Below are 18171 nucleotides of genomic sequence, written 5' to 3'. Positions count from 1 at the left end.
CGGCCACCGAAATCAGGTCGGTTCAGCGGAACGAGCGCAGGCGCAGGCTGTTGGTGACGACGAAGATGCTGGACAGGGCCATGGCCGCGCCGGCGAGCATGGGGTTGAGCAGGCCCGCGGCGGCCAGCGGGATGGCGGCGATGTTGTAGCCGAAGGCCCAGAACAGGTTTCCCTTGATGGTGCGCAGGGTGGCGCGGGAGAGTCGGATGGCGGCACCGACGGTGCGCGGGTCGCCGCGAACGAGGGTGATGTCACCGGCCTCGATGGCGACGTCGGTGCCGGTGCCCATGGCCATGCCGAGGTCGGCGCGAGCCAGGGCGGCGGCGTCGTTGACGCCGTCGCCGACCATCGCGACCACCTTGCCGTCGCGTTGCAGGTTCCGTATCGCCTCGAGTTTTCCGCTGGGCAGCACTTCGGCGATCACCGTGTCGATGCCGACCTGTTCGGCGACGGTGCGTGCGGTGGCGGCGTTGTCTCCGGTGAGCAGAATGGGGGTCAGGCCGAGATCGCGGAGTTCGGTGATCGCCTGAGCGCTGGATGATTTGATCGTGTCCGCGACGACGAGGATGCCGCGCGCCACGCCGTCCCAGGCCACCGCGACCACGGTGCCACCGGCCGCTTCGGCGGCGCTCTGCGCCGCGACGAGTGGGTCGGGCAGTGAAATCGACCGACTGGCAAGCAGTTCGGCGCGGCCGACCAGTACGTCGCGTTCCTCGACGAAGCCTTCGACACCCTTGCCGCCGTGACTGACGAACCGTCGAAGCGGTTTCAGAACGAGCCCGCATTCGGTCGCGCGCGTGACCACCGCCCGCGCGATCGGATGCTCGGAACCGCGCTCGATCGATGCGGCGATCATCAGCAACTCGTCCGCGTCGGTCCCCTCGGTAGGCACGATGTCGGACAGCGCCATCCGCCCGGAAGTCACCGTTCCGGTCTTGTCCAACACCACGGTGTCGATGCGCCGAGTGGACTCCAGCACCTGCGGGCCCTTGATGAGGATGCCGAGCTGCGCGCCGCGTCCGGTGCCCACGAGCAGCGCCGTCGGCGTCGCGAGTCCCAACGCGCAGGGGCAGGCGATGATCAGCACCGCGACCGCCGTGCCGATGGCGACGGCCGCTGGTGCGCCGGTGCCGAGCCAGTAGCCGAGGGTGCTGGTGGCGATGACGAAGACGATCGGCACGAACACCCCGGCCACCCGGTCCGCGAGGCGCTGCACCGGCGCCTTGCCGTTCTGCGCGTCCTCGACCAGTGCCGCCATCCGCGCCAGCTGGGTATCCGCGCCGACCCTGGTGGCGCGCACGGTCAGTAGGCCGCCCGCGTTCACGGTGGCACCGACCACCGGATCGCCGGGGCCGACCTCGGCGGGCAGTGACTCGCCGGTCAGCAGACTTTGGTCGAGAGCCGAATTACCTTCGACCACAACACCATCCGTGGCAACCTTCTCGCCGGGCCGAACCAGGAACAACTCACCGACCCGCAAATCCGCTACCGGAACCAGGGTTTCGGTTCCGTCGCGCAGCACCGACACATCCTTGGCGCCGAGTTCGAGGAGCGCCCGCAGCGCCGACCCCGCCCGCTCCTTGGCTCGTGTCTCGAAGTACCGACCCGCCAAGATAAAGACGACCAACCCGGCGGCCACCTCGAAATACACGCTCGACGCCGCATCCGAGCGCTGGATCGCCAGACTGAACGAGTGCTTCATCCCGGCCATTCCGGCGTGCCCGAAGAACAGCGCGTACACCGACCAGCCGAACGCGGCCAGGGTGCCGACCGAAATCAACGTGTCCATGGTGGCAGTGGCGTGCCTGGCGTTCACCCACGCCGCGCGATGGAAACCGGCCCCACCCCAGATGACCACCGGAGTGGTGAGCGCCAGCGAAACCCATTGCCAATTCTGGAATTGCAGCGCCGGAATCATCGCCAGCACGAGCACCGGCACCGCGAGCACGATGCTGATCAGTAGCTTGCGCCGCAGCACGGTCAGCTCCGCGTACTGGTCGGTTTGTGTTGTGCCCGAGGCGGATACGTGCGCCGCATACCCCGCGTCGACAACCTGTTCTACCAGCGAATCCGGCGAAATCGATTGTGGATAACGGACCTTTGCCTTCTCCGTGGCGAAGTTGACGGTCGCCGTGACGCCGTCGATGCGATTGAGCTTTTTCTCGATCCGCGCGGCACAGGACGCGCAGGTCATCCCGTCGATCGTCAGCTCGATCGAGCGCAGGTCGGCGGGTGCGGACATCAGTGCCCGCCACCCGGATGCGGTGCGCCGCCGGATGTGGATGGGCCTGTGGATGATTCGACCATAGTTGCTTCCATGGTGAACTCGGCGTTGGGTAGCGCGCCGCCGTGCGAGAAGTTTAGATACAGCCGATCCGCGCCCACACTTGGGGGCTGCCCGTGGAACGCGACCCCGGGGTCCAACGGCAGCTTGTGCTGCCGGATCCGGAACCGGACGGCTGGTGCGCCGTCCGGTCCGGTGATCCGGCGGTCCCGCATCAGACGGCGACCTCGTAGCCTGCCTCGTCCACAGCGGCCGCGATATCGGTATCGGCGATCGGCGCGGTGCTGTCGACCTTGACCGCGCCGGTGGCGAGATCCACGTCGACGCTCGTGACACCGTCGATCTTGCCGATCTCCGCCTTGACGGAGCTCACGCAATGTCCGCAGGTCATCCCCGTGACGGTGTAGGTGGAACTGGGCATCTCCGACTCCTTCGCTCGTTACCTCATCATACGACCCGGGGGTACCCCCGGCACGACTGAACATACCCCCGCAGGGTATGGAGCGCAAGTGCTCGGTGCGCCGTTTATCGGGCGAGCCGCGCTCGTACCGCGAGCGTCACCGCGGCAACGAAAACCGCTCCCAGCGCGACGAACACGACCTGCGGCCGGGCCAGCGTCTCGTCGCCCGCCGTCAAATAGATCCCGACGTTGATCAACCAGTGCCCGACCGCGGCGACCAGCACCCGCTGCCAGAAGCTGCCGTTGCCGAGCGCACCCAGCAGCACCGCGAACGCCATCGCCGAGACGAAGAACGACACCGCGACCACTGGGCCCGCACCGAACGCCTGCACATGCCACAGCGCCCACGACGCCCCGGTCATCGCGATCGCGACGAACCGTCGCACGCGCGTTTCCAGCAGTGGCTGTAGGAAACCGCGCCAGCCGATCTCCTCGCCGGTCGCGCCGATCAGCTGGATCACGAAGAACGCCGCGAACGGCACCCCGCCGACCGCTGCGGGGCCGACCAGATCGTGCCCGGTCAGTGCGGTAGCCCCGGCGACCAGCGACCCCAGTAGCAGGCATGCCGCGACGATATGGCCGAGGTTCTCGCGAACTCGCCGAACCGGAACCGGCGGCGGAAACAGTGGGCCGACGATCTTGCGGCCGATGAGCCAGGTGGCCAGCGCGCCGAGCGCCGGACCGAACTGGACCAGCGACAGCGCCGCCGGATCGATGCCCGAAACCGGTTGCACCGCAAGCATTGCCGCCGAGCCGAGCAGTGTGGCCAGGAGGTAGACCCCGATGATTGTCCAGAAGATCGGGGCCGCGGGTGTCGGGCCCGGCTGCTCGGCCCGGGCCGCATCGGAGGCGGTGCCAATGGCTGATGTGGCGGGATTTTCCGGCTGAGCTATCACCGGCCGATAGTGGCATGCCGTCGCGCTGTGGTTGTCCATACCGCAGTGCCATTGATCGAGCAGTGTCGTTCATACCGCGGTGCCACACGTAGCGGTCGCTATCCGGTCCGGCCCCAGCCGTGCATGGCCAACTCGGCGACCTGCTCGAGTTCCTCCCGGCTCGCGCCGTCCCGGGCGGCCTGCGACATCCCCTGCATAACCGTGCCGATGTAGCGCGCCAGCGTAGGCGCGTCGACCTCGGTGCCGAGCAGGCCCGCGTCGATATCGGCCTGGATCCGTTGGGTGAACAAGCCCAGATTCCGATTGCGCAGCTCGCGCAGCTGGTCGGCGACCTCGCCGCTGGTCGTATTGACGCCCGCACTCATCACCAGGCAGCCGTGCGGGCAGTCGGGCCTGGTGTACTCGAACGCCGCCTCGCGCAGTGCGCGCCGCACCGCCGCCTCGGCCGTCGGCTCCTCGGCGAAGGCGCGCGCGATGAACTGGCCGTAACGCGCGCCGAAGGTCTGCACCACCTCGCCGAACAGTGTCGCCTTGTCGCCGAACGCGGCGTAGAGACTCGGCGCGCCGATGCCCATCGCCGCGGTCAGCTCACCGATCGAGGTGGCCTCGTAGCCGCGCGCCCAGAACAGCCGCATGGCCCGGTCCAGCGCGGCTTCCCGGTCGAACGAGCGCGGCCTGCCGCGCGTCGGGGTGCTCATGGGAATCATTCTATAGCGATCGCTAGATAATGTGTTAGGGTCCAGTTCTGTAGTGATCGCTAGAGAAAGGGGCCCACGATGGGCGCATTGACAGGCAAGACCGCGCTGGTGACCGGCGGCAGTCGGGGTATCGGCCGCGGCATCGCCGAACGGCTCGGACGGGACGGGGCCCGGGTGGCGGTCCACTACAACGGGAACGAGGCGGCCGCCAAGGACACCGTCGCCGCGATCGAGGCCGCGGGCGGCTCGGCCTTCGCCATCCGCACCGAGCTGGGCGTGCCCGACGACGCCGCGGCACTCTGGGCCGCCTTCGACGCGCACGCCGACGGGCTGGACATTCTGGTCAACAACGCGGGCATCGACGGCATCCGTCAGCCGATCGCGGGCACCGACGAGGCCGCGTTCGACCGGGTCTTCGCGGTCAACACCAAGGCGCCGTTCTTCGTCACCAAGCTCGGCCTCGACCGGCTGCGCGACGGCGGCCGGATCATCAACATCTCCACCGGCCTCACCCACGGATCCCATATGCCGCAGCTCATCGCCTACACCATGACCAAGGCGGCGATCAATGCGATGACCAGCGTGCTGGCCAAGGAGGTCGGGGCGCGCGGCATCACCGTGAACGCGGTGGCACCCGGCGTGATCGACACCGACATGAACGCCGGGTTCTTGCGCGACAACGCCGAGATGGCGGAACTCGTGGCGAGCTGGTCCCCGCTGAACCGAGTCGGCCAACCCGCCGATGTGGGCGATATCGTCAAGTTTCTCGCCTCCGACGACGCCCGCTGGGTCACCGGTCAGTGGATCGACGCCACCGGCGGTGCGCTGCTGTAACCGAAGCGACCGTCAGACCCACCGGTTAGGCTTGGGCACCGTGCTGTCAGTTGTGCCGAGCCCCATCACCGTGCGCGCGCCGTCCAAGGTGAACCTCCATCTCGGAGTCGGTGACCTGCGCGCCGATGGGTTTCACGACCTGACAACGGTGTTCCAGGCGCTATCGCTCAGCGACGACCTGGAGATCGCCCCGGCCGGCTCGCTGGCCGTGCGCGTCTCCGGCGAGGGCGCCGCCGACGTGCCGACCGACCGGACCAATCTGGTGTGGAAGGCGGCCGTCCGCCTCGCGCATCTGGCGGGCCGGGCGCCCTTGGTGGAAATCGCCATCGCCAAGGGGATTCCGGTGGCGGGCGGCATGGCCGGTGGTAGCGCGGATGCCGCGGCGGCCCTGGTCGGCCTCAATGAACTGTGGGATCTGGGGCTCAGCCGCGACGAACTGGTCGCCGTGGCCGCCGAACTCGGCAGCGACGTCCCCTTCGCCCTGCACGGTGGCACCGCGCTCGGCACCGGACGCGGTGAACGGCTGCTTCCGGTGTTGTCCCGCAACACTTTTCACTGGGTGCTCGCACTGGCCAAGGGCGGGCTGTCGACGCCAGCGGTCTTCGCGGAACTCGATCGATTGCGGGCGCACGGCACCCCGCCCCGGCTCGGTGAGCCGCAGCAGCTGATGCAGGCCTTGGCCTTCGGTGATCCGAGACAACTCGCCCCGCTGCTCGGCAACGACTTGCAGGCGGCCGCGCTGTCGCTGAAGCCGGAGCTGCGCCGCACCCTGCGCGCCGGTGTCAACGCGGGCGCGCTGGCGGGCCTGGTCTCCGGGTCCGGGCCCACCTGCGCATTCCTTTGTGAGAGTGAGGAATCCGCGGTATCGGTGGCCGCGGAACTGGCCGGCGCGGGGGTGTGCCGCAGCGTCCGAACGGCGAACGGCCCGGTCCCCGGCGCCCGCGTCCTCAGTGGTGAGAACCCCGGCAAGCGGTGATCAAGCGATGACGTCGGCCAGTCGGTCGACCTGCTCGGCGTCGCGGCCGTAGCAGTAGAGCATGACTTCGTCGGCGCCCAGGTCGCCGAATTGTTCGATGGCCGACCGGATTTCGTCGGACGTGGTGAGCATCCCGTCGAGCAGGTAGTCGGCGCGGCCGCTGAATTCGTAGTAGCCGCCCATCGAGGCGCGTGCGTCGTCGATCAGGTCCTGGTCACCGAGTGCGACGTTGACCTGGGCGACGATGCGTGGCGCACCGGCTCGCCCGTTGGCCGTCCAGGAACGGCGCACGGTATCGAACAATCCTTCGGCCCAGGACGGTGCGGCGGCGGCGAGAAAGCCACCGCCCCAACGGCCTACGCGTTCGAGTGCGGCGGGCTGGAAGCCACCGAAGAGCAGTTCGGGGCCCTCGGGACGCAGTGGTGCGGGCCCGATCGGGCCGCAGTCGGTGCTGTACGGCTCGCCGGACCACACCCGCCGCATGATCCGCAGCTGTTCGTCCAGCCGACGGCCGCGGGTGCGGATGTCGGTGCCGGAGGCCAGGTGATCGTCCTCGCGGCCGCCGACGCCGAGGCCGAGCACGAAGCGCCCGCCGGACATCCGGTCCAGTGTCGCGGCCTGCTTGGCGAGCAGCGCGGGCTCGCGCAGCGGCGCAATCAGCACCTCGGTCTGCACCTTGATGCGGGTGGTGGCACCGGCGACCAGGGCGAGCGCGACGAGCGGTTCCGGATTGTCGTAGACCAGCCGATCGAGCAGGCCGAGGGTGCTGAACGGACCGGCATCGGCGCGGCGGGCCCAGTCGAGCAGGGCGGTGGAATCGGAAATGGGCAGGCCGAGACCGACGTGCATGGGAGAACCTCCAACAGGAAAGCGAACTGGCGCCGCCCGTTGACACCCCACTGGATCCGAGGCGGGCTCCCATTCTGCGGCTGTACTTCCGGGGAGCACCTGACTAACTTCGTTCGTAACGAACATTGTTCGTTCACGCCAATCTAGACGAACATCGTTCGTTGCGCAAGTGATGGGCCGGAGCAGGGGGATGTGGGAGCTCAGTACGCTTGCTCAGGGCACGCACGTAGCCCGCCGCCGTAAGGACCGGAAGGATTCATGTCCAACCTGATCAACCTCGAGCAGGTCTCCAAGAGTTTTGGGATCACGCCGCTACTAGAGAACGTATCGATGGGCGTCCACGCGGGCGAACGCATCGGGGTTGTCGGTCTCAACGGTGGTGGCAAAACGACTCTGCTCGAGGTGCTGACCGGTCTCGAGCCGCCGGACAGCGGGCGCGTCAGCCGCGTCGGTGGACTGCGACTCGCGGTGGTGACGCAGCGTGGCGTCCTGCCGCCGGGTTCTACCGTGGGTGAGGTCGTGCTGGCCGGGCTGGCCGATGACTCGAATTGGGCATCGCGCAGCGATTCGATGGGGGGCGGCGGCCGGGCGACGGGCGGGCCGGTCGACGTCGCTGAACACGAGTGGGCCGCCAACCCGCGCATTCGCGGGGTGATGGAGGGCATCGGGATCGCCGGGCTCGGCCTGCAGACCTCGATCGACAATCTGTCCGGCGGCGAGCGGCGCCGCGTCGCCCTGGCCGCCGCGCTGGTCCGCGATCTCGATCTGCTCGTACTCGACGAGCCGACCAACCACCTCGATGTCGAGGGTGTGCAATGGCTGGCCCAGCATCTGCTCAACCGCCGCAGCGCCCTCGTGGTCGTCACCCACGATCGCTGGTTCCTCGACACCGTCGCCACCAATACCTGGGAGGTCGTCGGCGGCAAGGTGGAAACCTATGAGGGCGGCTACGGCGATTGGATCTTCGCCCGCGCCGAACGCGCCAGGCAGGCCGACGCTTCCGAGGCGCGGCGCGCCAACCTGGCCCGCAAGGAACTCGCCTGGCTGCGGCGCGGGGCGAAGGCCCGCACCTCCAAGCCGCGCTACCGGGTGGAGGCGGCCGAGGCGCTGATCGCCGATGTGCCCGCGCCGCGCGACAGTGTCTCGCTGGCCGCGTTCGCCCGAAAGCGCCTCGGGCGGGTGGTGATCGAGCTCGAGGACGCCACCCTCACCACCCCGGACGGCCGGGAGTTGGTGCGCGATTTGACCTGGCGCCTCGCGCCGGGCGAGCGGGTCGGTCTGGTCGGGGTGAACGGTTCCGGTAAGACGACCCTGCTGCGCACGCTGGCAGGCGAGACCGAACCCGCGGGGGGCAAGCGGATTCAAGGCCAGACGGTGCAGATCGGTTGGCTGCGTCAGGAACTCGACGATCTGCCGACCGACATGCGGGTGCTGGAAGCGGTTCAGCAGGTCGCGCAGCGAATCATGCTCGGCGACAAGGAGATCTCCGCGGGTCAGCTGGCCGAACGGCTCGGTTTCACCCCGGCCAGGCAGCGCACCCCGGTCGGCGATCTGTCCGGCGGTGAGCGGCGCAGGTTGCAGCTGACTCGCATCCTGATGGCCGAGCCGAATGTGCTGCTGCTCGACGAGCCGACCAACGATCTGGACATCGACACCCTGCAACAGCTGGAGGATCTGCTCGACAACTGGGCGGGCACCCTGGTGGTCATCAGTCACGACCGCTACCTGATCGAGCGCATCTGTGATTCGACCTGGGCGCTGTTCGGCGATGGCAAGCTCACCAACCTGCCCGGCGGTATCGACGAGTACCTGAAGAAGCGCGCCGCACAGGGTGATGTGGCGATTCGTTCGGGCGGCTCGGACACGAAGTCGGCCCCCGTGACCGATGCCGCGGCCCAGCGCGCCGCTCGCAAGGAACTGTCCAAGCTGGAACGGGCCATAGAGAAGTTCGACGAACGCGAGCAGCGCCTGCACGCGGCGCTGGCCGAGGCTGCCACCGACCCGGACAAGCTGGTCAAACTGGGTGCCGAACTCAAGCAGGTGGTTGCGGAAAAGGAAGCCGCCGAGGAACGGTGGATGGAATTGGCGGAGGGGAACTAGTGCCCGGCGGCGCGGTCGTCTTGGATGGTTACCGGTAGGCAGGTCCGCACGAAGTCGCCGCCGAATCCGGTGAGTGCCACGCTGCGGTAGATCACTTTGGTGCCGAACCCGGACCGCTTCAATAGTTCGCGCACCGGCCCCTGCGCTTCCAGCAGCTGATACCGATGCGGATTGCCCACCGGCTCCCGCAGGTGCTCGACCAGCCCCAGCCTGCGCAGGTTGGTCAGATACTGCTGGATCCGGTTCGGGAAGCGCAGTCCGGCATGCTCGCCGACCAATGTCAGCATGGACCCGACCCGTTCGGCGCCGAGCGCGCGTGGGCGTCCGGTCCTGATGTCGATCGAGGGTTGCGCGCCGTCCAGGTGCAGGAAGCGCAGGATCCGCGCCTCGTCGGGCGTCAGCTCGGCCAGCATGCCCGCGAAGGCCGGATGGTGCTCGTCCTCGCCGTGCGTGCTCGCCGACAAACGCAGCAGCGCCGCGCCCTGTTCGCGCAAGGTGGGAACGGCATGTGCGGCAGGCTCATTCGGGGCTTCCGGAAAGCCGAGCGCCCGGCGCACCCGGTCGCGCACCTCGGATTCGGCCTCCGCCAGTACTTCTCGCGGCGGCACGCCCTGGATGCTGCGCTGCACGACGGTCGAGGTGACGCCGACAGCGGTGCCGACACCCCACGCCGTCACGCCGGTCATCGCGGTCCAGGCCACCCGGGCGACGCCGGTGGCCGCGCGCACGCCGGCCACGGGATAGGGCACCCGGGAAGCGGATTCGTCGCGGCGGGCGACCGCGCTGTCCGGCCACCGAGCGATCTCCGTCGACGGCGCGGCGGCCTCGGAGGAGTGCTCGGCGGCCCCGGCATCATCGCCGGGATCGGATTTCGCTACAGCCATGTCGTCGCCACTCCTGTTCCGAAAATCAGGATATGAGCGTATCCGGCGAACAGGCCCAGCACGCCGCCATGGAGAAAAAGCAGCCATTCATCTTGTTTGATGGCCGATCGCAGCATGTCCACGAAGTCCGGTGGCTTCAGCGCCGCCATCTGCTTGGCGATGTACTGGTTGATGTGCCTGCCCTGGCGGACGTTGAACTCCGGGTCGGCGAAGGCGATCGGAGCGATGGCCATCGCCTCGGCGGTGAAGGTGTCCTGCAGCGTGTCGTAGTCGCGGCTGCCCAGCATGAACTTGACGGCGGGGCGGGCGGGGCCGAGGGCCCGGTCCGCCGCCGGGCGCAAGGTGTCCTCGAGCATCTGGATGGTCCGGTCCGAGCGCGGGCCGTTGAGCAGTTCGTCGCCGATATTGGCGACCGTCATCACCTGACTCGACACCAATTCGGCGTAGCCGTCGGTGATTTCGGACTGACGCTTGATCAGCAGGCCCTGCCGCCAAGGGCACCACCACTTCGGGTAGGCGGGCGCGAAGATCATGTTGATGCCGACCCAGTTGACCACCCAGCCGATCACCACGCCGCCGAGCGGCAGCACGACCAGGCTCGACCAACCGGTCAGGTGCAGGATGGCGACCAGCACGGCGCCCATCGGCGCGCCGAAGTAGAAGCCGAAGTTGATCATGAACCGCAGTTCTTTCGCACCGAGCACCTGGAACAAGGTGTTGAGCAGTTGCGGCCGGGCTTGGAAGTAGCGAATCACCATCTGCTTCACATCGAGCAGTTGATCAATATTCGCGCCTAATTCATCTGTCAGCTCGCGCAGAATATCCGGTAGTTGCTGACGAACCCTGGCGTGCACCATGTCCCGCACTTGGCTCGGCAGGTTGTACCAGAGCTGTGGATGTTCGCGTTTGAAAATATCTTCGACGATGGTCTGGATCTGTTCGTCGGCGATGCTCGCGAGATGTTCGGCGAGCTTGTCCGGCTCCAGTTCGCGATAGAAGTCCGCGACACTGCCGAGTTTGGCCAGTCCCTTGTCGACCGCGATGCTCGCCATCTTGTCCGCGCGCGACGGAACGATACCCTGCCAGCCGAATCTGCCGTCGTAGCTGAGTAGCGGAAGCACTTGAATTCGTTTGGGCAGGAAGGGGTACAGCGCGCGAAGTCCGGGTAGTCGGAAGCCATGGAAGGCGATCGGCCGAAACAGCATGAGCACGCCGGTCCAGTTGGTGATGTAACCGATGACCCCGGTGAAAAGGGGGATTGTCAGAAGCTCGAGGAGGATTGTGGGGTGGATTCCGAACACACTCTCTAACACGACACCCTCCTGCCGATACACCGGTGACCGCCGCCTCACCGGCACCTCAAACTAGCACCCCTCCGGCATCCGGACCCTATTGTGATCAGCGGCACCGGGTCCATCTCGGAGCGCGCGGTGCCCCGGTGCCCGGTGCGGAGATATCGGTCACAGTGTTTGTCGGGAATGCCGCATCCGCCTGGCCCGACGGCGAGAATGACCAGCGACACAGGGGGCAGTAATCTGTGGGGCGGATTCGTTCACCTGGCGATATCGGAGTATGACGTGGCAGACGACAGGACCGGACAGGACATCACCCGAGCCGGTTCCCGCGCCGTTGAGCGCAGTTCGGATGTCGAACAGCGGCAGATCAGCAACGAGGCCCGGTTGATTCGCGGGGTATTCCGCGCGGCCGGACTCGCGGCGGGCAGCGTGGTACGCGGCGGTCAGTGGGCGGTCGGTACCACATTCGAGGTCACCAAGGAGATCACCCAGGCCGCGCTGGACGGTGAGTCCTCCGCCGATATCGCCGAGCGGACCGGAAATGCGTTGCGCTCCATCGCCCGTAGCGCACTCGGTGTCACCGAGGGCTCGGTGCGCGAGATCGTCAGCTACGTGCCGACGCCGAACGGTCCCGGTACCGGCAGCGGCGCGCAGCAGCAGGCGCTGGCCGTCGGCTCCTATCTCCGCTCGGCCAGCACCGACGAGCTCCGTCGGCGCGGTGACGCGCTGCTCGCGCGATCCGCGGATGTCTACTTCACCGAAGACGTGCACCCGGCCTACGACCGCATCCTCGACGAATTGGCGCCCGACGAGGCGCGCATCCTGCGGTTCATGGCACAGAACGGCCCGCAGCCGTCGGTCGATGTTCGGACCAACCGCCCCTTGGGCATCGGCTCCGAACTGGTGCAGGGGGATCTGACCTCGGTGCCCGAGCAGGCCGGCGTCCGCTACCCGGATCGGGCGCGCCCCTACCTGATCAACCTCAACCGGCTCGGCCTGACGCTGATCTCCGACGACCCGGTGGTGCTGAGCCGGTACATGGTGCTCGAGGTGCAGCCGTTGGTCGAGGCGGCGCTGAAGAAGGCGGGCCGGGCGCCCAAGATCGTGCGCAAGAGCCTGCGCCTCACCGAGTTCGGCGAGGACTTCTGCCGCACCTGCTTCACTCTCGGAAGCTAGAGTTCTCCGCATCCGCCGCCCACAGCGCGGTGCCGACGGTCCCCGTTGCTGCACTGGATCGAAATATCCCCCGAACAGTGACACGGACAACGACGGGGGGCCGTCCACACCGCGCCCCGGAAAGCGGACGCGGAGGATACAAATCTCCCAAATCGTGAAGCCGTAGGGCTTCAGATGGGATTGTTAAGTATGGATCAGGGAACCGGCGGGCAGGGCCGCGGCGACCCGAATGCGGGTGGTGGCGGGCAGGAGCGGAGACTCGATGATGTCACCGCCATCAGCAGACTGAAGTTCAGATACTTACGCAGCCTCGACACGAAATCCTGGGACGAGTTCGCGGACACCATGATTCCCGAGGCGACCGCGACCTACAGCGAATATCTGCAGTTCGAATCCCGCGACGCGTTCCTCGCGTTCATGCGCAACACGCTCGGCCCGCACGTCATCACCGAGCACCGCTGCGACCACCCGGAGATCGACGTCGACGGTGACTCCGCGACCGGCACCTGGTACCTCGCCGACACCGTGCTCATTCCCGGCCACAACATGCTGCTGCGCGGCGCGGCCTTCTACTCGGACGAATATGTGCGGTGCGACGATGGCCGCTGGCGCATTTCGCACACCGGCTACGAGCGCACCTATGAAGTGGTGCTCTCGCTCAGCGACCTGCCGAGCCTGCGCCTGACCTCCAGCCGCTGGGGCCTCATCTCCAGAGAAGACGGCATCATCTCCTCCGTCGAACGCAACCCCGGCACCCCGCCGGGACGGCGCGAACCGGAAGCGGGCTGAACCCGGCGGTCCCGAGGCGGTCGGTCAGTCCGCGGTCGCGACCAACGGCTCCAGGGTCAGCTTCGGGAATTCCTTCTCGATGTACTGCAGCCGCCACTTGTCGCTGAACAGTGCGAGCAGCGCGCCGTCGCTGCGGGTGAACACCTCGACCCCGCGCTGCCTGCCGAGTTCGTCGGCCGACGCGGCATCGGTGCGCCTGGCCAGCGTGTAGGGCAGGTGCTCCATCCTCGTCTCGACATTGAACTCGGTCAGCATGCGCGCGGTGACCACCTCGAACTGCATGGGGCCGACGGCCGCGAGCACGGGTGATGCGTCGCCGCGAATGTCATTGCGCAGCACCTGCACAACGCCCTCGGAGTCGAGTTGGTCGATGGCCTTGCGGAACTGCTTGTACTTGCCCGCGCTCTCCGCGCGCAGCACCGAGAAGTGCTCCGGTGCGAAGGACGGGATCGGCGGGAACTCCACTTTCTTGTCCACGAACAGCGTGTGACCCGGTGCCAGCGCCGTCGCGTTCACCAGGCCCACCACGTCGCCGGGGTAGGCGGTGTCGACGGTATTGCGTTCCCGGCCGAACACGGTCAGCGCGTACTTCGTCGCGAACGGGCGGCCGGTCTGCGCGTGCGTGACCACCATCCCGCGCTCGAACTCGCCCGAGACGATCCGCATGAAGGCCAGCCGGTCCCGGTGCGCGGCATCCATGCCCGCCTGCACCTTGAACACCACCGCGCTGAACGGCTCGGTGATCTCGCGCGCACCGCCGTGCACGTCGGGGCGCGGGCCGGGCGGGGGCGCCAGCGCGACCAGCGTCTCCAGCAGCTGCCGCACCCCGAAGTTCAGCATCGCCGAGGCGTAGATGACCGGCGAGGTCTGCCCCGCGAGGAACATTTCCTGATCGTGGTCCTGGCCGGTGGCCGAGAGCAGCTCGCTTTCCTCGACCGCGGTCGTCCACGCCTCGCCCTCGCGCGTCTCGGCCTGCGCCGGGGTCAGCGACTCCTCCGGTGCGATGGTCGCGCCACCGGCGGTGCGGGTGAAGTGGATGTATTCGAGCGGGGCGCCGTCTTCGCCGCGGCGCAGCAGGCCGCGGAAGTCGCCCGCGATGCCGACCGGGAGGAACAGCGGGGTCGGCGTGAGGCCGATCCGTTCGTTGATCTCGTCGAGCAGTTCCAGCGGCGCCTGGCCGGGCCGGTCCCACTTGTTGATCACGGTGATCACCGGGATGCCGCGGTGACGGCACACCTGGAACAGCTTGAGCGTCTGCGGCTCCAGACCCTTCGCGGCGTCGATCAGCATCACCGCGGCGTCGACGGCGGTGAGCACCCGGTAAGTGTCCTCGGAGAAATCGGAGTGGCCGGGGGTATCGACGAGATTGATCACGCTGTCGACCTCGGCGCCCTCGGCGCGGTAATTGAACTGCAGCGCGGTCGAACTGACCGAGATGCCGCGCGCCTTCTCCATCTCCATCCAGTCCGAGACGGTGGAGCGGCGTCCTGCTTTACCGTGGATCGCGCCCGCCTCGGAAATCATCCTGGCGTGTAGCGCGAGCGCCTCGGTGAGCGTCGACTTGCCCGCGTCGGGGTGCGAGATCACCGCGAACGTGCGCCGTCGGGAAACCTCGGCGGGCAGTCCCTCAGGGGAGGCGGTCAACGGAACAACCTTTCACAGACGACCGATCGGCAACCGCTCTAATCTACGCGATCGGCATGACCGCGACACGACGCCCGCCCGACCACCCGATTCCAACCATGCATAACCATTGCGGTATGGTGTCCGGGTTGTCTCGGCGAGGGTGACCGCAGACCAGATTTGCGTTCACCGTGATCGACGCGGCTCGGCTTCCGGCCGTCCTCGTTCGTTCTTCGCCCGACGAGTAGACCAACCAGCCAGGGCGGATACAGACCCTGGCGCACTGTTGACAGCCCGGAACAGCCGTAGGGAGTAGATCCAGTCATGTCCGACGCCAACCTTCTCGAAGCCGCCGTCCGCACCGAGTTCGGTAAGGGTGCCGCCCGCCGTACCCGTCGGGCCGGCAACGTTCCCGCCGTACTGTACGGCCACCAGGCCGACCCGCAGCACCTCTCGGTCGACGCGCGGGCCTTCTCCGCCATCCTGCGCGAGCACGGCACCAACGCGGTGCTGAACCTCGTCATCGACGGCAAGAAGCAGCTCGCGCTGACCAAATCCGTTGTCGTGCACCCGATTCGCCGCTACATCGAGCACGCCGACCTGCTCATCATCAAGAAGGGCGAGAAGGTCACCGCCGATGTGAACGTCATCATCACCGGCGACGCCGCCCCCGGCACCCTGGTCACCCAGGACGCCACCACCATCTCCATCGAGTCCGACGCGATGAACATCCCCGAGTCCATCGAGGTCTCGGTCGAGGGCGTCGAAGCCGGCACCCAGATCAACGCGGGCGAGCTCGAGCTGCCCAAGGGCGTCACCCTGATCGTCGATCCGGAGACCCTGATCGTCAACGTCATCGCCGCCCCGCAGTCCGAGGCCGAGGTCGAGGAAGCCGCCGAGGCTGCCGAAGCTGCCGCCGAGGCCGCGAGCGCCGAGTAAGAACACCGGAATCGGTTAGTAGATGACCGAATCCACGACCGGGCCCGCGCTCGTGGTCGGACTGGGGAACCCAGAACCCGAATACGAGCGCACCCGGCACAACGTGGGGTTTTTGGTCGCCGACGTGCTCGCGCAGCGCGTCGGCGGCCGTTTTGCCGTGCACAAGAAGTCCGGCGCCGACCTGCTGCAGGCCCGCCTCGACGGCCGCCAGGTGCTGATCGCCAAACCGCGGACGTTCATGAACCTGTCCGGCCGCCCGGTCGCCGCGCTGGCGAAATTCTTCTCCGTGCCGCCCACCGAGGTGATCGTCGTGCACGACGAGCTCGACCTGCCCTTCGGCGAGATCCGGCTCAAGCGCGGCGGCGGTGAGGGCGGGCACAATGGGCTTCGCTCCATATCGAGCGCCCTGACCACCAAGGACTATCTGCGCACCCGCATCGGCATCGGCAGGCCGCCCGGTCGGCAAGACCCGGCCGACTACGTGCTCAAGCCGTTCGCGGCGCCGGAGCGCAAGGAAGTGCCGGTGATCGTCGAGCAGGCCGCCGACGCCGTCGAGCTGTTGCTCCGCGTCGGTTTGGAAACCGCGCAGAACCAAGTGCATTGACCTGCTGCGTGGCGAATTCGCCACGCTGTCAGTGACTCTGGGTTGCGGACTCTGGGTTGCGGCGCGGACTCCGCGTTCCCGCGCCGTCCAGCACGTCAGCCGCGCGGCAGGTGGACGGCCGTCGCCGCGCGCCGCAGCTTGCCCGAGGAGGTCTTCGGCAGCGCGCCGGGCCCGAGCACGGCGACGGTGCGCGGCCGGGCGCCCACCTCCGAGAACACCGCGTGCACGATCTCGCGCTCGATCCGCTTGACCGCCTCGGCGTTCTGGTAGTCGTTGCTCTCCACCACCACGGCGAAACTTTCCCGCTTCTGCCCGGCGTCCAAACGCACGGCCACCGCGTTGCCCGGCCGCACCCCGGTCACCCTGGTGGCGGCGCGTTCGATATCGGTGGGGTAGATATTGCGGCCGCCCATGATGATGACGTCCTTGATCCGGCCGCACACCACGATCAGACCCTCGTCGGTGAAGTAGCCGATGTCGCCGGTGTCGAGCCAGCCCGCCGCGTCCTGGGCCGGGCAAAATCCGTCCACCGTGACGTAGCCGGAAGTTACTGCTGGACCACGTAATTCGATGACGCCGACGGAACGGGTCGGCAGCACCTGGCGTTCCGCGTCCACCACCCGGCCCTCCAGATGATCGACCAGGTAGCCGAGCGTGGGCAGCCTGCGGATATTGCCGTGATGCCCGTGCTCATCGGACACCGGGACGGCCTTGCCGATCGCCTCGAGCAGGTCGGCGTCGACGACATCGAGCACCTGGCCGAGGCCGGGATCGGGAATCGACACGGCCAGCGTGGTTTCCGCCATGCCGTATACGGGGGTGAGCGCCATCGGGCTGAGCCCGAACCGCTTTCCGGCCGCGGCCAGCGCGTCCATGGTGTCCGGGTCGACCGGCTCCGCGCCGTTCCACATGTAGCGGACGCTACTCAGATCGAACGCGCCGTCGTCGGCCTGCCGCAGTCGGCGAGCCAGCAGGGAGTACGCGAAATTGGGTGCGGCGGTGACTGTTCCGCGGTATTTGGTGATCAGCTCCGCCCATAATAGGGGCCGCATGAGGAAGTCGAGCGGCGTCACGCACACCACCTCGGCGCCGAATTGCATGGGGACGCTGAGGAACCCGACCATGCCCATGTCATGGAACAGCGGCAGCCAGCTGACCATCACGTCGTCGTCGAGCTGGAATTTGACCCGATCGAACATCGCGTAGGCGTTGACGAAGAAGTTGCCGTGCGTGATCCGCACCGCCTTGGGCGACCCGGTCGAGCCGGAGGTCAACTGCTGCAAGGCGATATCGTCCTCGGTCGTCGGCACCGGATCGGTGTCCGCGCCGTCGCGCAGCTGGTCGATGCGCACCACCGTGATGCCGCGCTCGCGCAGCAGCGGCTCGGCCGCCTCGAACGGTGCGCCGAGTACCACCGCGCGGGCCTCGATCATGGTCAGCACGGTCTCGGTGTCGCGGGCCCAGACGACCAGATCGGTGCGCGGGGTCGGCTGGTGCAGCATGGTGATCGACGCGCCGCGCATCCAGATGGCCTGGCAGGCGGGTGCGATGTCGACCGGCATGCCCGCGAGCACGCCGACGGCGTCACCGTGTCCGATGCCTGCCGCGGCGAGCCCACCGGCCATCCGGCGAGCGATCCGGTGGATCTCCCCCCAGGTCTGGCGCAGGGGTGCGTCCGGCTCACCGGTCACCAGCCCCCGGGTCGACGCCTGCGCCGTCGCATACATCTCGTCGGTGAACCTGCTCAACGTCAACTCCCTCATC

General features: G+C 67.7%; 16 protein-coding genes. 7 read left to right on the top strand and 9 right to left on the bottom strand.

What is annotated here, in order from left to right; all coding sequences use genetic code 11:
* Nucleotides 1-22: 22 nt before the first annotated feature.
* The 4 genes from ACFK0J_RS35240 to ACFK0J_RS35225 form a co-directional block, all read right to left on the bottom strand.
* Nucleotides 23-2242: a heavy metal translocating P-type ATPase gene (locus tag ACFK0J_RS35240; protein ID WP_378734026.1), complete on the bottom strand. Its 2220-nt coding sequence runs from the start codon at nt 2240-2242 to the stop codon at nt 23-25.
* A 256-nt stretch (nt 2243-2498) separates the two neighbouring features.
* Nucleotides 2499-2705, bottom strand: a complete 207-nt coding sequence (locus ACFK0J_RS35235) for a heavy-metal-associated domain-containing protein (RefSeq protein WP_378734025.1) — start codon at nt 2703-2705, stop codon at nt 2499-2501.
* Nucleotides 2706-2809: 104 nt separating this feature from the next.
* Nucleotides 2810-3679, bottom strand: a complete 870-nt coding sequence (locus ACFK0J_RS35230) for a CPBP family intramembrane glutamic endopeptidase (RefSeq protein ID WP_378734024.1) — start codon at nt 3677-3679, stop codon at nt 2810-2812.
* Nucleotides 3680-3738: 59 nt separating this feature from the next.
* A complete protein-coding gene (locus ACFK0J_RS35225) occupies nt 3739-4338 on the bottom strand; it encodes a TetR/AcrR family transcriptional regulator (protein ID WP_378734022.1) in 600 nt (199 codons plus the stop codon).
* Between the two features lie 78 nt (nt 4339-4416).
* Here ACFK0J_RS35225 and ACFK0J_RS35220 point away from each other — a divergent pair, with 78 nt between their 5' ends.
* Both ACFK0J_RS35220 and ACFK0J_RS35215 read left to right on the top strand, forming a co-directional pair.
* Nucleotides 4417-5172 carry an SDR family oxidoreductase gene (locus ACFK0J_RS35220; protein WP_378734021.1) on the top strand — a complete coding sequence of 252 codons (756 nt, stop codon included), beginning with the start codon at nt 4417-4419 and terminating at the stop codon, nt 5170-5172.
* 40 nt (nt 5173-5212) lie between these two features.
* Nucleotides 5213-6148, top strand: coding sequence for a 4-(cytidine 5'-diphospho)-2-C-methyl-D-erythritol kinase (locus ACFK0J_RS35215; protein ID WP_378734020.1), 936 nt, complete (start codon nt 5213-5215; stop codon nt 6146-6148).
* Here ACFK0J_RS35215 and ACFK0J_RS35210 read toward each other — a convergent pair whose 3' ends face one another.
* The gene (locus ACFK0J_RS35210) at nt 6149-6997 is read right to left on the bottom strand and encodes an LLM class flavin-dependent oxidoreductase (protein WP_378734018.1); all 849 of its coding nucleotides are present in this window, start codon (nt 6995-6997) and stop codon (nt 6149-6151) included.
* 258 nt (nt 6998-7255) lie between these two features.
* On the opposite strand from ACFK0J_RS35210, the gene ACFK0J_RS35205 reads away from it, so the two are divergent.
* Nucleotides 7256-9097, top strand: coding sequence for an ABC-F family ATP-binding cassette domain-containing protein (locus tag ACFK0J_RS35205; RefSeq protein WP_378734017.1), 1842 nt, complete (start codon nt 7256-7258; stop codon nt 9095-9097).
* Here the strand turns inward: ACFK0J_RS35205 and ACFK0J_RS35200 are convergent.
* Both ACFK0J_RS35200 and ACFK0J_RS35195 read right to left on the bottom strand, forming a co-directional pair.
* Nucleotides 9094-9981 carry an Abi-alpha family protein gene (locus ACFK0J_RS35200; protein ID WP_378734016.1) on the bottom strand — a complete coding sequence of 296 codons (888 nt, stop codon included), beginning with the start codon at nt 9979-9981 and terminating at the stop codon, nt 9094-9096. The two genes, ACFK0J_RS35205 and ACFK0J_RS35200, sit on opposite strands and share 4 nt — an antisense overlap.
* A complete protein-coding gene (locus tag ACFK0J_RS35195) occupies nt 9972-11294 on the bottom strand; it encodes a hypothetical protein (RefSeq protein WP_378734015.1) in 1323 nt (440 codons plus the stop codon). Before ACFK0J_RS35195 ends, ACFK0J_RS35200 begins: the two co-directional genes overlap by 10 nt.
* A 264-nt stretch (nt 11295-11558) precedes the next feature.
* Here ACFK0J_RS35195 and ACFK0J_RS35190 point away from each other — a divergent pair, with 264 nt between their 5' ends.
* Both ACFK0J_RS35190 and ACFK0J_RS35185 read left to right on the top strand, forming a co-directional pair.
* Nucleotides 11559-12452: an Abi-alpha family protein gene (locus tag ACFK0J_RS35190; protein WP_378734014.1), complete on the top strand. Its 894-nt coding sequence runs from the start codon at nt 11559-11561 to the stop codon at nt 12450-12452.
* Between the two features lie 189 nt (nt 12453-12641).
* On the top strand, nt 12642-13241 hold the full coding sequence (locus tag ACFK0J_RS35185; protein ID WP_378734013.1) for a nuclear transport factor 2 family protein: 600 nt from the start codon (nt 12642-12644) through the stop codon (nt 13239-13241).
* Between the two features lie 24 nt (nt 13242-13265).
* Here ACFK0J_RS35185 and ACFK0J_RS35180 read toward each other — a convergent pair whose 3' ends face one another.
* Nucleotides 13266-14885, bottom strand: a complete 1620-nt coding sequence (locus ACFK0J_RS35180) for a peptide chain release factor 3 (protein ID WP_378734012.1) — start codon at nt 14883-14885, stop codon at nt 13266-13268.
* 303 nt (nt 14886-15188) lie between these two features.
* Here ACFK0J_RS35180 and ACFK0J_RS35175 point away from each other — a divergent pair, with 303 nt between their 5' ends.
* Together ACFK0J_RS35175 and pth are read left to right on the top strand one after the other, a co-directional pair.
* Complete coding sequence (locus ACFK0J_RS35175; protein WP_218471645.1) at nt 15189-15803, top strand: 50S ribosomal protein L25/general stress protein Ctc; 615 nt, start codon at nt 15189-15191, stop codon at nt 15801-15803.
* Nucleotides 15804-15825: 22 nt separating this feature from the next.
* Nucleotides 15826-16407, top strand: a complete 582-nt coding sequence (pth, locus tag ACFK0J_RS35170) for an aminoacyl-tRNA hydrolase (protein ID WP_378734011.1) — start codon at nt 15826-15828, stop codon at nt 16405-16407.
* Nucleotides 16408-16502: 95 nt separating this feature from the next.
* On the opposite strand, the gene ACFK0J_RS35165 is transcribed toward pth, so the two are convergent.
* Nucleotides 16503-18155: a fatty acyl-AMP ligase gene (locus tag ACFK0J_RS35165; RefSeq protein WP_378734010.1), complete on the bottom strand. Its 1653-nt coding sequence runs from the start codon at nt 18153-18155 to the stop codon at nt 16503-16505.
* Nucleotides 18156-18171 lie beyond the last annotated feature (16 nt).

It is taken from the genome of Nocardia brasiliensis, assembly GCF_042691675.1.
GTDB classification, from domain to species: Bacteria; Actinomycetota; Actinomycetes; order Mycobacteriales; family Mycobacteriaceae; genus Nocardia; species Nocardia brasiliensis_D.
The sequence above is the reverse complement of the archived record's forward strand: the minus strand, read 5'-3'. Positions and strand labels throughout refer to the sequence as shown.